This window comes from Micromonospora sp. NPDC005171 (assembly GCF_040608575.1).
Lineage (GTDB): Bacteria > Actinomycetota > Actinomycetes > Mycobacteriales > Micromonosporaceae > Micromonospora.
This window is the reverse complement of sequence record NZ_JBEXIM010000024.1, coordinates 38,427-51,013: the sequence shown is the minus strand read 5'-3', so window position 1 is coordinate 51,013 and position 12,587 is coordinate 38,427. Positions and strand designations below refer to the sequence as shown.

The window sequence follows — 12,587 nt, the reverse complement described above, 5'->3', positions numbered from 1 at the left end:
GGTCGCGCGGTGCTGCCGGGAATCCGTGGCTCGCCCTGGTGGAGGTCCGATGCCACCGCCAGGGCGACGACCGCCGCCGCCGGTCAGGCCTCGTGGACCTCGATGACCGGGGTCGTCGGGGCGGCGTCGCCGAGGGCGGTACGCAGGGCCGCCCGGTTCGGGTCGACGAGGAACGACTCGTAGCCAGCCCGCCCGTCGAACCGGATCACGTGCACCTCGGTCTGCCCGTCGGTGCCGCGCAGTCGCCGCTCCAACCGGCCGCCGTGCCGTCCGAGCAGGGCCAGCACGGCATCCTCGTAGCGCTGCCCGGCGGCCCCGACGGCGAACTCGACGACCGCGACGAGGGTCAGCGCACCCGCCCGGTCAGTCATCGAGACCGACGGCCTTGGCGCTCGCCGCCCAGAGCCGGGCGGCGAGCTGCGGATCGGCGGCCTTCCGGAGGGGCCGACGCGGTCGACGGTCGATGTAGTAACCCCCGTTGATCAGCCGGGAGTGCTCCTGGTTGGCAAGCCACACCAGGGTTTCGGCGCCCTTCTCCGGGCTGCGGAACGGCATGAAACGCATCCCGAACGCGACCAGCCTGCTGTCGTTGGCGAACCGGGTGCGGACCATTCCGGGGTGGAAGCTGTACGCGGACAGGTTCGGCCAGCGCCGGGCGGCCTCGGCGGTGAACAGGACGTTCGCCTGCTTGCTGGTGCCGTACGCGCCCATCGGCCGGTAGTCCCGCAGTGGTTTGTTCAGGTCGTCCGGGTCGAGTGCGCCGAAGCGGTGCGCGCCGGAGGCGGTCACCACCACCCGGCCAACCCGGTCGGCGAGCAGGTTGGTCAGCAGGAACGGGGCCAGGTGGTTGGCCTGGATCGACATCTCGAAGCCGTCGACGGTGCTCAGTGGTTGCAGCGCGATCGCGCCGGCGTTGTTGGCGAGCACGTCGATCCGGTCGTACGCGGTCCGGAGCTGCTCCGCCAGCCGGCGTACGTCGTCGAGGATCGCGAAGTCGGCCCGGAACAGCTCCGGGCGTTCACCGGAGTTCTCCCGTACCCGAACGGCTGCGGCCTGCAGGCGGGCCGGGTCCCGCCCGACCAGCACCACCTGGTCGCCACGGCAGGCCAGCTGCACGGCGGCGGCCAGCCCGATGCCGGAGCTGGCCCCGGTCACCACCACCAGTCGGCGCCCAGTGAGATCTTCCACAGGTCCATTCACCCCGGTCATGGCGCGAGGTTACCGTGGCGTCACCACGCCCTTTGGGATCGTTAAGTTTTCTTCGGAGTCAGGTGGCGTCGGCATGCCCGCCGGACGCTGGAAGGAGCGCATCCATGGCCGCAGTCGGTCGCCCCCGCAGGTCCTGCCTCGCCGTGCCGGGTTCCAGCGTGAAGATGCTCGGTAAGGCCCAGGGGCTTCCGGCCGACCAGGTCTTCCTCGACCTGGAGGACGCCGTCGCCCCACTGGCCAAACCGGACGCGCGCAAGAACATCGTGGCCGTCCTCAACGAGGGTGACTGGGCCGGCAAGACCCGGGTGGTACGGGTCAACGACCTGACCACCCCGTGGACCTACCGGGACGTCATCGAGGTCGTCGAGGGCGCCGGCGCCAACCTGGACTGCATCATGCTGCCGAAGGTGCAGACCGCCGCCCAGGTGCAGTGGCTGGACCTGACGCTCACCCAGATCGAGAAGACGATCGGCCTGGAGGTCGGCCGGATCGGCATCGAGGCGCAAATCGAGAACGCTGCCGGTCTGGTCAACGTGGACGCGATCGCGGCCGCCTCGCCGCGGGTGGAAACGATCATCTTCGGCCCGGCCGACTTCATGGCGTCGATCAACATGAAGTCGATGGTGGTCGGCGGCTTGATCCCGGACTACCCGGGCGACCCGTACCACTACATCCTGATGCGGATCCTGATGGCCGCGCGGATGCACGACAAGCAGGCCATCGACGGCCCCTTCCTGCAGATCCGCGACGTGGACGGGTTCCGCGAGGTGGCCAAGCGCTCGGCCGCGCTGGGCTTCGACGGCAAGTGGGTGCTGCACCCGGGCCAGGTCGACGCCGCCAACGAGGTCTACCAGCCGGCGCAGGCCGACTACGACCACGCCGAGCTGATCCTCGACGCGTACGAGCACTACACCTCGGAGGCCGGCGGCCGGCTGGGCGCCGTGATGCTCGGCGACGAGATGATCGACGAAGCGTCCCGCAAGATGGCGCTGGTGGTCGCCGCCAAGGGCCGGGCCGCCGGGATGAGCCGTACCTCGTCGTTCACCCCACCGGCGCAGTGACCGGCCGGGCCGGGACGACAGCCGCCGGCTGTCGATCCGGCTCGACAATCGGCGGTACGTCGGCCCGCCCGCCGGTCAGTAGCTACTGCTGCTGTTGTCGCTCGTCGCGATCGCGTAGATGATCGCGGCGACGTAGATGGCGATCACCACAACCAACAGCCCGGTGAGAATCCAGCCGACGATGATGGCGGCCTTCGCCATCCCCGCGCCGCCCTCGCCGCTGAGCCGGATCTGCTTCTGCGCCACGTGTCCGAGGATCGCGCCGATCGGCGCGGTGATGCAGGACGTGAAACCGATCAGGGCCAGCACGAACGCCGCGATGGCCAGCCCGTTGGTCTTCGGCGGCTGCGGGTAGCCGTAGCCGGGGTACTGCGGCGGGTAGCCGGCCGGGGCGTAGCCGGGCGGGGCGTAGCCGGGCATCGGCTGGGTCGCTGGCGGCTGCGCGCCGGCGTACGGGTCGACCGGGGCGTACGGGTCGGGGGTGTACGGGCCAGGTTGTGGGGGCACCGGCTGACCGGCCACCAGGGTCGGGTCCGTTGCGGGGCTCGACGGCTGGGTCGACCACGTGGGATCGCTCCAGTTGCCGGGCGGCGGGGGATTTGTCATGCGAACTCTCCGTCAGGTCGGGGTGCGGAGACAGGGTAGCCATCGCCGCCCAAACCCGACGCCCCCGCTTCCGGGTGCCGCGTTGCTCGGGCCGGTCGTAACGGGCAGGATCCCTGGCATGGCATTCGACGCGCGCGCCGCGGACCGCTCCGGCAGTCGACCCCGACGGGACGTCAGCCGTCCGGGCGCGGCCCGGCGCGCCCGGACGGCCGCCCCGGCGGGCAGCCCCGGCCCGGACGAGCCGGTCGCGCTCGCCGACCCGGTCACGATGCGCCTCGACGGGCGGGTCGCCCTGGTCACCGGGGCGGGCAGTCCGGACGGCATCGGGTACGCCACCGCCCGGCGACTCGCCGACCTGGGTGCTCGGGTGGCCATCGTCTCCACCACCCGACGCATCCACGAGCGGGCGACCGAGCTGGGGGTGACCGGCTTCGTCGCGGACCTGACCGACGAGTCCGAGGTCGGCGCGCTGGCCGACGCGGTCGCCGAGCAGTTGGGCGACGTCGAGGTGCTTGTCAACAACGCCGGCCTGGCCAGTCGGGCCAGCCAGGGCGTGCTGCGGCCGGTAGCGCAGCTGACCTACGACGAGTGGCGCGGTGAGATCGACCGCAACCTCTCCACCGCGTTCCTGTGCAGCCGGGCGTTCATCGGGGGGATGGCCGAGCGGGGTTGGGGTCGGATCGTCAACCTTTCGGCCACGGCCGGGCCGGTCAACGCCCTGCCCACCGAGGCCGCGTACGCCGCGGCGAAGGCCGGGGTCGTCGGGCTGACCCGGGCCCTGGCCATGGAGATGATCGCCGACGGCGTGACCGTCAACGCGGTGGCGCCCGGCACCATCTACACCGCGGCGTCCACCATGGCGGAGATCAAGCAGGGGCTGGGCACCCCGGTGGGGCGACCGGGCACGCCGGACGAGGTCGCCGCGGCGATCAGCTTCCTCTGCTCGCCGGCCGCCTCGTACATCACCGGGCAGATGCTGGTGGTAGACGGCGGCAACAGCGTCCGCGAGGCCCGCTTTCGCTGATCGCGCCGGCCCGTCGGTCAGTAGCCGCCGCTGTCGCCGGTGTTGCCGAACGCCACCAGCGCCAGCCAGCCGCAGCAGGCCAGCACGGTGAGCCCGGTGAAGACGTAGCCCAGGATCAGCCCCCAGGTCGCGAGCTGGTCGCCTTCCTCGCCGCTGGCGCGGATCTGCCGCTTGGCCACGTGGCCGAGGACGGCGCCGGCCGGCGGAAAGACGAAGGCGAACACCAGCGACAGGATCGCCAGCACGTTCGTTCCCCGACCCGGCCCGGCCGGCGGTGGGCCGTACTGACCGTAGGGGCCCTGCGGCGGGTACGGCGGCTGCTGGCTCCAGTGCGCCGACTGCTGCGGCCCCTGGTGGCCGTACGGCGACGGTTCGCCCGCCGGCGGCCCGTACGGTGATCGTTCCGTTGGCAGCTCGTACGCCGGTTGGTCCGGCTGCGGCGTGTACGGCGGCTGGCCGGCCGGTGGTGGCGCGTACGGCGACTGGTCCTTGGGCGGCTCGTAGGGTGACGGCGGTTGCTCGTCCTCGGGCGGTCCCGACGGCGGCGGGTAGCTCACAGCTGCACTCCTCCTGCCGGTGCCGGAAAAGTCCCTCTTGCCGGACGCTACCCGCAGCGGTGAACCTTTTCACAGCGGTTGTGTGGACTGGTCACCTTGGCCTCGCCGACCCGCGAGACCGATACTGACCCAGCGTTCAGTTACCCACGAGTAGTGCGCGGATCCCCGGAGGCTGAGATGGCCCGACTAGCCCAGACGCCCGGCCTGACCGATGTGCAACAGTCGATCCTGGAGACCGTTCGGGACTTCGCCGACAAGGAGATCATCCCGCACGCGCAGCGGCTGGAGCACGCCGACGAATACCCCACCGACATCCTCGACGGCATGCGCGAGATGGGGCTCTTCGGCCTCACCATCGAGGAGGAGTACGGCGGGCTCGGCGAATCACTGCTCACCTACGCGCTGGTGGTGGAGCAGTTGTCCCGAGGGTGGATGTCGATCTCCGGCATCGTCAACACCCACTTCATCGTGGCGTACCTGATCTCCCAGCACGGCTCCGCCGAGCAGAAGACCCGCCTGCTGCCGAAGATGGCCACCGGCGAGGTGCGCGGCGCGTTCTCCATGTCCGAGCCCGAGACCGGCTCCGACGTTTCCGCGATCAAGTCCCGCGCCGTCCGGGACGGCGACCGCTACGTGCTCAACGGGCAGAAGATGTGGCTCACCAACGGGGCGTACTCCTCGGTGGTGGCCACCCTGGTCAAGACCGACACCGGCGCGGACTCCGTCTACGGCAACATGAGCACCTTCCTGCTGGAGAAGGAGCCGGGGTTCGGCGAGACCGCCCCCGGCCTCACCATCCCGGGCAAGATCGAGAAGATGGGTTACAAGGGCGTCGAGACCACCGAGATGGTGCTCGACGGCGTGACCGTGCCCGACTCCGCGATCCTCGGCGGCGCCGACCAGGTGGGCCGCGGCTTCTACCAGATGATGGACGGCATCGAGGTGGGCCGGGTCAACGTGGCCGCCCGCGCCTGCGGCATCTCCATCCGCGCCTTCGAGCTGGCGGTCAGCTACGCCCAGCAGCGCAAGACCTTCGGTCAGCCGCTCGCCAAGCATCAGGCGATCGCCTTCAAGCTCGCCGAGATGGGCACGAAGATCGAGGCCGCGCACGCCCTCATGGTCAACGCCGCCCGGCTCAAGGACGCCGGTCAGCGCAACGACGTCGAGGCCGGGATGGCCAAGCTGCTCGCCTCGGAATACTGCGCCGAGGTCGTCCAGGAGGCGTTCCGCATCCATGGCGGCTACGGCTACTCCAAGGAGTACGAGATCGAGCGGCTGATGCGGGAGGCCCCGTTCCTGCTCATCGGCGAGGGCACCTCGGAGATCCAGAAGACGATCATCTCCCGAGGCCTCCTCAAGGAATACAAGCTCTGACCCGTACCTGCCCGCCCCGCCCTCGCGATCTTGCACTTTCGGGTGCCCCAATGACCCTTGTGTGGGCTATGCCGGGACAGCAGGTGCAACATCGCGGGGCGGGCGGGCGGCTCAGGTCGGGTCAGGTCAGGCGGGTCAGGTTGGCGGCGGCGCGTTCGACGATGAGGCAGCGGTCCTCGACGTAGTCGATGCCGGCCTCCTCGGCGATCCGCCGCGCCTCGGCCGAGACGATGCCCAGTTGCAGCCAGACCGCAGGGGCGCCGATCGCCACCGCGTCCCGGACCACCTGCACGGCGTCGGCCGCCGGTCGGAACACGTCCACCAGGTCGACGGGGTGCGGAATGTCGGCGAGGGTCGGGTAGGCCCGCTCCCCGAACAGTTCGTCGACAGTCGGGTTGACCGGGATGATGCGCCAGCCGTACTGCTGCATCTGCAACGGCACGCCGTGCGCGGCCTTGAACGGGTCGCGGGACGCGCCCACGACGGCGATCACGGCGGAGTCGGCGAGGATCTGCTGAGCGGTACGCACCCGCCGACTGTAGCTCCGACTACAGCAAGGTCAGCTGCTCGGCCGCCGACTGTGGCGGCGGCTCGGGCAGGCTGCGGTTGTCGCCCCGCTCGCCGCGGTGCAGCCCGTGCCGGCGGGCGGCGATCCGCACCCGCGCGGTCAACTCCCGCTGGTACGCCTGCGGGGCGTACGCGCCGGCTCGGTAGAGCTCGCGGTAGCGGGGCACGAGGTGTGGGTGCTCGCGGGCGAGCCAGTGCGCGTACCACTCCCGGGCGCCGGGTCGCAGGTGCAGGGGCAGGGCGGTCACGCTTGTCGCACCAGCGGCGGCGATCGCCGAGACGGTGGCTTCGATCGACTCGTCGCTGTCGCTGAGGCCGGGCAGGATCGGGGCCATCAGCACGCCGACGGAGAAGCCGGCGTCGGCGAGCGCCCGGACGGCGTCCAGCCGGCGGCGTGGGTCCGGTGTGCCCGGCTCGACGGTGCGCCAGAGGTGCTCGTCGACGAACCCCACCGAAAACGAGATGCCCACAGTGGTCACCTCGGCGGCCTGACGCAGCAGTGGCAGGTCGCGCAGGATCAGCGTGCCCTTGGTGAGGATCGAGAACGGGTTGGCGAAGTCCCGCAGGGCACCGATGATCTGCGGCATCAGCCGGTAACGGCCCTCGGCGCGCTGGTAGCAGTCGACGTTGGTGCCCATCGCCACGTGCGCGCCCCGCCAGCGCGGGGCGGCCAGCTCCCGCCGGACCAGCTCCCCGGCGTTGACCTTGACGATCACCTTCCGGTCGAAGTCCGCACCGGCATCAAGATCGAGATAGGTGTGCGTGTTTCGGGCGAAGCAGTTGTGGCTGACGACTCCGTTGGCGATGAAGTCCCCGGTGCCAGTGGTGATGTCCCAGAGCGGCAGCTCCAGCCCGAGTGCCTCGATGCCGACAACCCGGAGGGCGCCCTGATGCTTCAGTGCGCCACCCTCGATCGACCGCTTCCGGGTGATGGCAGGGTCGGTCAGGTGAAAGAACCGGAGCCGGGCGGCGAGACCCCCGGTCAGCCTGATTGCCCGCACACGGTTGGGTAGGCCGCGGTCTTCTCGCACGCAGGCGAAACCGAAATGGCGCAATGCTGCCGTCGTCTGGTCGAGGATGGCGTCGTCGCTGTTGCTGATGCGCAGGACGCCTCTGCTGCAACTGCCCTCCGCGTCGAAGATGCCGGCCAGGAAGCCGAGCCGCCATTCGTCACTGGGCTCGACCGGCCACCGAACGAGTTCGGTGATCGCCAGGATGTCCCGCTGCTTAGAGGTTCGGATGGCGGCCACTGCGCGTCGTGTGGGACTGGCCGGGGTGAAATCGAAGCGCTGTGTCTTGATCTCTTCGAGCGCGAGGTAGCGCTCGCTGCGGCTCAATGCCTCGTCATCGGCCAACGCCAGCCGAAACCGGTGCACCGTCCCGTACGAGTACGAGAATGTGCCCAGGTGCGCGTCTCCGCGGACCATGCCGCACAGGTAGCCCCGGCGGTAGTCGGGTGACTCCTTGGGCCCAACGGCGAAACGACCGGTGCCGATCAGGCGGTTGTTGGTGGTCAGGTAGGGGCGTCGGGCGTTGCCATTCATGGCCCCGGTGACGTACTTCCAGCCACGTTCAGAAAGGAACCGGTGGTCCCCGCTGGCGATGAGGGTCGTGCCATCCTCCAGGGTGACCCGGTAGGCCGGCTTCACCGTGGACCACTTGTCGAGGACGGTGGTGATCACGTATCGGCGGTACGCGCCCCGTCGCTCGGTCCCGTAGATGCGGTCGCCCGGCTCCAGTTCGCTGATCGGCTTCGTGCGGCCGTCCGCCATGAGGATCGGGGTGTCCGCACCCAGGCAGTAAACACACGCATGAGAGCAGCCCCGGTACGGGTTGATCGTCCATTCGAACGGGACGCGGGACTGCCCGGGCACCCGGTTGAGGATGGACTTGGCCTGCACCTCGTAGAAGGTCATCCCGGCGAACTCGGGGGTGTCGAAGGTGCGGGCGACGGCGCCGGGCAGCGCCAGCGGCAGGGGTGGCGTCGCTGGCGCTGCCCGCTCGGGGTCTCCCTCGACCGGGGGAGCGGTGAGGTTGTCCCAGCGCATAGCCATCATTCGAACACGTGTACGAGGCAAGCGCAAGTGACCCGCCGTACACCGGCGGGCGTACGGGTGGTCGCAGAGGGGAGGATGGGCACCATGGAGACGTCGACCTTCGTCTACGACGGGGACTGCGCGTTCTGCACGAGCTGCGCGCAGTTCATCGAGCGCCGCATCCCCACCGCCGCGCGGGTGGTGCCCTGGCAGTTCGCCGATCTGGACGCACTCGGCCTCACCGTGGCCGAGTGCGAGGAGGCCGTGCAGTGGGTCGGCGCGGACGGCTCACGCGCCGCGGGTCCGGATGCCATCGCGAAGCTGCTCACCGCGAGTGGCCCGCTCTGGCGGGTCGCCGGCGCGGGTCTGCGGTTCCCGCCGGCGCGCGCCGCGGCCTGGCCGTTGTACCGCTGGGTGGCGCGCAACCGGCACCGGCTCCCCGGTGGCACGGCGGCCTGTTCCCTGCCCCAGGAGGCCCGGGAGAGGCTCTACGGCCCGACCGGTCGCCCGACCACCGGCGCCTGATCGTCGAGCGCTCGCTCCGCGCCGGCTCCCACCGTGCCCTGCTCGGGCGACACCGGCCCTGGGTCGACGCCCGCCGGGCGCGGTTCCGGGGCATCCGTGGTCGTTGACCTGGCAGTGTCGCGGCCGACGAGCCGGCGCGCCCAGACCAGCGGGCGCACCCGCTCCAGCGGGAGGAAGCTGGTCATCGCGGCCAGGTGTGGCGCGAACGAGATCGTGATGGTCGCGATGGTGACCGCGTGGAACGAGTAGAAGAAACCGACCATGGCGAGTCGCCAGCGGGGTGGCAGCAGGAAGACCACCGGGCTCAGCAGCTCGAACGCCACGATGCCGAACTGGGCGACGATCAGCAGGTGCGGCACCTGGGCGATCAGGTCCGCCAGGTCGGTGCCGCGTCGGATGATCGCGCGGGCCAGGACCGAGCCGGTCAGCCAGTCCAGACCGCCGAAGCGCAGCTTGGCGAAGGCGGCCAGGAAGTACGTGCAGATCACCGCTATCTGGGTGACGCGTAGGGCCCAGCCACCGGCCTCCGTGCGGGTGGTGTCGCCGTGTCGGGCGCGACCGGCGGTCGGCAGCACGGCCAGTGCGACGAGTAGCCCGAACCGGTCGTGGTCGACCTTCCCGTAGCTCATCGCGATGATCATCCATTCCAGGTACAGCGCGCACACCGCCCAGCCGAGCAGCCGGGGCGCCCGTCCGGTGGCGGCGAGGAGGGCGAGCAGCAGCAACGCCCAGAAGATCACCGTCACCAGCGTCTCGGTTGGCGTCGGCAGTGGGAGCAGGCGGCCGATCAGGAGGGGCCGGTACAGGTCGCCGGGCACGCTGACCCGGGTGCGTACCCAGGGGGTGAAGATCACCAGATCGGCGGCGACGAACAGGTAGATCAGGGTGCGGAAGGCGGCCACCCGGCCCCGGGGTACGGCCTCGGTCAGCCAGCGGTTCATCGGGTGGCCTGCCAGCGGACGACGGTCTGGTCGGTGTGTTGGCCGGTAGGTCGACCGGCGCGGATGCCGTGCCAGCGGATGACGATGCGGACCTCGACCAGCGCGGGGGCGTCCGGGTGGCGTTCGGCGTACGCGTCGGCGACCTCGGTGAGCAGCGTCGGGTCGGCGGCGTACCGGGCCTGCTGACCCTCGATCTCGGCGCGGCGGATGCCTGTCGCGTTCTGGTCGAGGTCGATCACCGCCCCGGAGCTGTTCACTCCCTCGACCCGGGTGTCGGGTGCGGGTGCGTTCGGCGGGTTGGAGGTGGAGTACATCCGGAACGGGCCGAACGGGAAGTCGTCGTCGCTGCCCCAGAAGGTGCCGACGACGAGCAGGACGAGACCGAGTGCGGTCGCGCCCAGTCGGGTCACGCGCCCGCGGGTGGTCAGGTTCTCCATCGGGTCGTGACGATACGGGATGTACCGACTGCCCCGGGTCCCTCCGACGGCCAGTTCGGCCTGACCGGGCAGGTGATCATGCGGGATTTTGTCGGGGTACGACGAAGGCCGGGCCCGCATCGGGCCCGGCCTTCCGTGTCGTCCTGCGGACGACTCAGTGGTTGTGCTCGGCCAGCTGCTTGCGGACGTCGTCCATGTCCAGCGCCTCGACCTGCTCGATCAGGTTCTCCAGCGCGGACTCGGGAAGCGCGCCCGGCTGGGCGAAGACGATGACGCCGTCGCGGATCGCCATGATCGTCGGGATCGAGCGAATGTCGAACTTGGCGCCCAGCTCCTGCTGAGCCTCAGTGTCGACCTTGCCGAAGACGATGTTCTGGTGCTTCTCCGAGGAGCGCTCGTAGACCGGGGCGAACCGCTTGCACGGACCACACCAGTCGGCCCAGAAGTCGACCAGGACGATGCCGTCGTTGCCGGTCACCTCGTCGAAGTTCGTCGAGGTCAGCTCAACGGTTGCCATTGCACTCTCCGATCACCGCGGTTTATCTACGTCCCGTAGAACCAGGGCTGACCGTATCGAATTCCCGGGCGGTGGGGCACGAAACGTGCTCGGGGCTGCCGAGGGGTGCCGCCGGTCATCGACACACGTCTGTTCATACCCGACCTGCGGAACGCAAGTGCACGACGCACTTGCGTGACCTGCCGTGATGGGAGCGTTTCCAGGGAGATCCACCCGATTGAGCTCTACGAATCGGTAACTTGGGCATTGACAAGGAGGTATCCGGCCTGCGGAGATCGCTGATCAACCTCCTCTTCGTCACGGACAGTAGTGTTACAAAAAGATAAATGTGACCCCGATCTCTGTTGAACCTACGCAGGCGTAGGGCAGAATTCCTCACATCAGAGCGTGGGCGGCGGGTGCCGGGGAGGGCCCCGCCGCTCATTGCGTCTCCCCCCAGGCGAGTGACCGGTGTGACATTTCCGCCGCCGTCGCGCCCCGGGGGTCGCCTTAACCATCGGTAAGGCATGCTGTGTCGAACTCCATCGCCGCCCGTCGAAGGGACCAGCATGCAGTTCGGTCGCTACTACGAGGAGTTCGAGGTCGGCGCGATCTACCGGCACTGGCCGGGCAAGACCGTGACCGAGTACGACGACCACCTCTTCTGCCTGCTCACCATGAACCACCACCCGCTGCACATGGACGCGCACTACGCCGCCACGGCCAGCCAGTTCAAGCGCAACGTCGTGGTCGGCAACTACATCTACTCGCTGCTGCTCGGCATGTCGGTGCCCGATGTGAGTGGAAAGGCGATCGCCAACCTGGAGGTCGAGTCGCTGCGGCACGTCGCGCCGACCTTCCACGGCGACACCATCTACGGCGAGACCACAGTGCTGGACAAGCGTGAGTCCGGCTCGAAACCCGACCGGGGCGTGGTGTCGGTGGAGACTCGCGGCTACAACCAGGACGGCACGATGGTCTGCGTCTTCCGACGCAAGGTCATGGTCCCCAAGCGGGAGTACGCGGAGGCTGCGGCGCCCGACGGAGTGGACCCGGAGCGGCCCAGCTTCCCCGAGCCGCGCTGACCGTCGCGGCGGGCTCGACCGTCGACGAGCACCGGGCTCCCTTCCCCAGTCGCGGGTCTGCTGGGGAAGGGGCCCTGTTCCCGTCTCGGGGCATATGCTGACGCCGGAGGTTCCGATGAGCCACTCCGTCGCCGGAGAGCCGCCCTCTGCCGGCCGCCGAGCCGCACCCTTGACCACCGCTGTCTACTCCGCCGCCGAGTGGGACCTGCTCACCAGCCTGCCCGGTCGGGTCCTCGTGGCCGCTGCGGCGCCCGGTCCCGGCCGGACGGAGCGTGGCGTCATGGCCAGCCTCGCCGGCCTGGACGCCGTGGCCGCGGGCCGGGCCTCCGACAGCGACCTGGTCCGCGCGGTGGTCGCCACGATCTACGCCCGCCACGACGGCACCCCGCAACCCGCCGAGCGGCTCACCGACCTGGTGGACCTGTTGGCCGCCTGTCGGGCGGCGAGCAGGGTCCTCCGGCGGCGGGCCGACCCCGCCGACTCGGCCGCGTACCGCCAGTGGGTGCAGTCGGTCGCGGCCCGGGTCTGCCGCGCGGTGCCCGGCACCGGCGCGCGCCGGGCGGACCCACCGGCCAGCCCGGCGGACCGGCGCTTCCTGGACCGGCTCGGTGCCGCCCTCGACCTGGGCTGACCGGCAGGTCGTCGCGCCGAGCGCCGACGCGGTCCGTA

15 protein-coding genes are annotated in these 12,587 nt (G+C 70.2%); 6 read left to right on the top strand and 9 right to left on the bottom strand.

The features are described from left to right. Nucleotides 1-83 precede the first annotated feature (83 nt). Both ABZU74_RS23975 and ABZU74_RS23970 read right to left on the bottom strand, forming a co-directional pair. Nucleotides 84-371 carry a hypothetical protein gene (locus ABZU74_RS23975; protein ID WP_355427819.1) on the bottom strand — a complete coding sequence of 96 codons (288 nt, stop codon included), beginning with the start codon at nucleotides 369-371 and terminating at the stop codon, nucleotides 84-86. Continuing rightward, nucleotides 364-1,188 carry an SDR family NAD(P)-dependent oxidoreductase gene (locus ABZU74_RS23970; protein ID WP_355427918.1) on the bottom strand — a complete coding sequence of 275 codons (825 nt, stop codon included), beginning with the start codon at nucleotides 1,186-1,188 and terminating at the stop codon, nucleotides 364-366. The genes ABZU74_RS23975 and ABZU74_RS23970 overlap by 8 nt, the downstream gene beginning before the upstream one ends. 125 nt (nucleotides 1,189-1,313) lie before the next feature. Between ABZU74_RS23970 and ABZU74_RS23965 the strand changes: the two genes are divergently transcribed. Further along, a complete protein-coding gene (locus ABZU74_RS23965; protein ID WP_355427816.1) occupies nucleotides 1,314-2,270 on the top strand; it encodes a CoA ester lyase in 957 nt (318 codons plus the stop codon). Between the two features lie 75 nt (nucleotides 2,271-2,345). On the opposite strand, the gene ABZU74_RS23960 is transcribed toward ABZU74_RS23965, so the two are convergent. Then, complete coding sequence (locus ABZU74_RS23960) at nucleotides 2,346-2,876, bottom strand: DUF4190 domain-containing protein (RefSeq protein WP_355427813.1); 531 nt, start codon at nucleotides 2,874-2,876, stop codon at nucleotides 2,346-2,348. A gap of 118 nt (nucleotides 2,877-2,994) precedes the next feature. Between ABZU74_RS23960 and ABZU74_RS23955 the strand changes: the two genes are divergently transcribed. After that, nucleotides 2,995-3,900 carry an SDR family NAD(P)-dependent oxidoreductase gene (locus tag ABZU74_RS23955; RefSeq protein WP_196920937.1) on the top strand — a complete coding sequence of 302 codons (906 nt, stop codon included), beginning with the start codon at nucleotides 2,995-2,997 and terminating at the stop codon, nucleotides 3,898-3,900. Nucleotides 3,901-3,917: 17 nt separating this feature from the next. Here the strand turns inward: ABZU74_RS23955 and ABZU74_RS23950 are convergent, their stop codons facing one another. Beyond that, the gene (locus tag ABZU74_RS23950; protein WP_355427810.1) at nucleotides 3,918-4,457 is read right to left on the bottom strand and encodes a DUF4190 domain-containing protein; all 540 of its coding nucleotides are present in this window, start codon (nucleotides 4,455-4,457) and stop codon (nucleotides 3,918-3,920) included. 177 nt (nucleotides 4,458-4,634) lie between these two features. On the opposite strand from ABZU74_RS23950, the gene ABZU74_RS23945 reads away from it, so the two are divergent. Beyond that, the gene (locus tag ABZU74_RS23945) at nucleotides 4,635-5,831 is read left to right on the top strand and encodes an acyl-CoA dehydrogenase family protein (protein ID WP_355427807.1); all 1,197 of its coding nucleotides are present in this window, start codon (nucleotides 4,635-4,637) and stop codon (nucleotides 5,829-5,831) included. Nucleotides 5,832-5,952: 121 nt separating this feature from the next. Here ABZU74_RS23945 and ABZU74_RS23940 read toward each other — a convergent pair whose 3' ends face one another. Beyond that, nucleotides 5,953-6,360, bottom strand: a complete 408-nt coding sequence (locus tag ABZU74_RS23940) for a CoA-binding protein (protein WP_355427805.1) — start codon at nucleotides 6,358-6,360, stop codon at nucleotides 5,953-5,955. Between the two features lie 19 nt (nucleotides 6,361-6,379). Then, nucleotides 6,380-8,446, bottom strand: a complete 2,067-nt coding sequence (locus ABZU74_RS23935; RefSeq protein WP_355427802.1) for an intein-containing Rv2578c family radical SAM protein — start codon at nucleotides 8,444-8,446, stop codon at nucleotides 6,380-6,382. 93 nt (nucleotides 8,447-8,539) lie between these two features. Here ABZU74_RS23935 and ABZU74_RS23930 point away from each other — a divergent pair, with 93 nt between their 5' ends. Then, a complete protein-coding gene (locus tag ABZU74_RS23930) occupies nucleotides 8,540-8,959 on the top strand; it encodes a DUF393 domain-containing protein (protein WP_355427800.1) in 420 nt (139 codons plus the stop codon). On the opposite strand, the gene ABZU74_RS23925 is transcribed toward ABZU74_RS23930, so the two are convergent. The 3 genes from ABZU74_RS23925 to trxA all read right to left on the bottom strand — a co-directional run bounded on the left by ABZU74_RS23925 (nucleotide 8,923) and on the right by trxA (nucleotide 10,854). Next, a complete protein-coding gene (locus tag ABZU74_RS23925) occupies nucleotides 8,923-9,900 on the bottom strand; it encodes an HTTM domain-containing protein (RefSeq protein ID WP_355427797.1) in 978 nt (325 codons plus the stop codon). The genes ABZU74_RS23930 and ABZU74_RS23925 overlap by 37 nt on opposite strands. After that, nucleotides 9,897-10,337: a hypothetical protein gene (locus tag ABZU74_RS23920; protein WP_112673919.1), complete on the bottom strand. Its 441-nt coding sequence runs from the start codon at nucleotides 10,335-10,337 to the stop codon at nucleotides 9,897-9,899. Before ABZU74_RS23920 ends, ABZU74_RS23925 begins: the two co-directional genes overlap by 4 nt. A 154-nt stretch (nucleotides 10,338-10,491) precedes the next feature. Continuing rightward, nucleotides 10,492-10,854: a thioredoxin gene (gene trxA, locus ABZU74_RS23915; RefSeq protein WP_007455291.1), complete on the bottom strand. Its 363-nt coding sequence runs from the start codon at nucleotides 10,852-10,854 to the stop codon at nucleotides 10,492-10,494. 548 nt (nucleotides 10,855-11,402) lie between these two features. Between trxA and ABZU74_RS23910 the strand changes: the two genes are divergently transcribed. After that, nucleotides 11,403-11,918 carry a MaoC family dehydratase gene (locus ABZU74_RS23910; RefSeq protein WP_355427793.1) on the top strand — a complete coding sequence of 172 codons (516 nt, stop codon included), beginning with the start codon at nucleotides 11,403-11,405 and terminating at the stop codon, nucleotides 11,916-11,918. A 94-nt stretch (nucleotides 11,919-12,012) separates the two neighbouring features. After that, entirely contained in the window at nucleotides 12,013-12,549 is a 537-nt protein-coding gene (locus ABZU74_RS23905; RefSeq protein WP_355427790.1) for a hypothetical protein, read from the top strand. The last annotated feature ends 38 nt before the right edge of the window (nucleotides 12,550-12,587 follow it).

Excerpts from the sequence above, each read along its gene's own strand:
- ABZU74_RS23975 (WP_355427819.1), bottom strand. The coding sequence starts at position 371 with ATGACTGACCGGGCGGGTGCGCTGACCCTCGTCGCGGTCGTCGAGTTC.
- ABZU74_RS23965 (WP_355427816.1), top strand. The coding sequence starts at position 1,314 with ATGGCCGCAGTCGGTCGCCCCCGCAGGTCCTGCCTCGCCGTGCCGGGT.
- ABZU74_RS23960 (WP_355427813.1), bottom strand. The coding sequence starts at position 2,876 with ATGACAAATCCCCCGCCGCCCGGCAACTGGAGCGATCCCACGTGGTCG.
- ABZU74_RS23955 (WP_196920937.1), top strand. The coding sequence starts at position 2,995 with ATGGCATTCGACGCGCGCGCCGCGGACCGCTCCGGCAGTCGACCCCGA.
- ABZU74_RS23945 (WP_355427807.1), top strand. The coding sequence starts at position 4,635 with ATGGCCCGACTAGCCCAGACGCCCGGCCTGACCGATGTGCAACAGTCG.
- ABZU74_RS23935 (WP_355427802.1), bottom strand. The coding sequence starts at position 8,446 with ATGCGCTGGGACAACCTCACCGCTCCCCCGGTCGAGGGAGACCCCGAG.
- ABZU74_RS23930 (WP_355427800.1), top strand. The coding sequence starts at position 8,540 with ATGGAGACGTCGACCTTCGTCTACGACGGGGACTGCGCGTTCTGCACG.
- ABZU74_RS23925 (WP_355427797.1), bottom strand. The coding sequence starts at position 9,900 with ATGAACCGCTGGCTGACCGAGGCCGTACCCCGGGGCCGGGTGGCCGCC.
- ABZU74_RS23920 (WP_112673919.1), bottom strand. The coding sequence starts at position 10,337 with ATGGAGAACCTGACCACCCGCGGGCGCGTGACCCGACTGGGCGCGACC.
- trxA (WP_007455291.1), bottom strand. The coding sequence starts at position 10,854 with ATGGCAACCGTTGAGCTGACCTCGACGAACTTCGACGAGGTGACCGGC.
- ABZU74_RS23910 (WP_355427793.1), top strand. The coding sequence starts at position 11,403 with ATGCAGTTCGGTCGCTACTACGAGGAGTTCGAGGTCGGCGCGATCTAC.
- ABZU74_RS23905 (WP_355427790.1), top strand. The coding sequence starts at position 12,013 with ATGCTGACGCCGGAGGTTCCGATGAGCCACTCCGTCGCCGGAGAGCCG.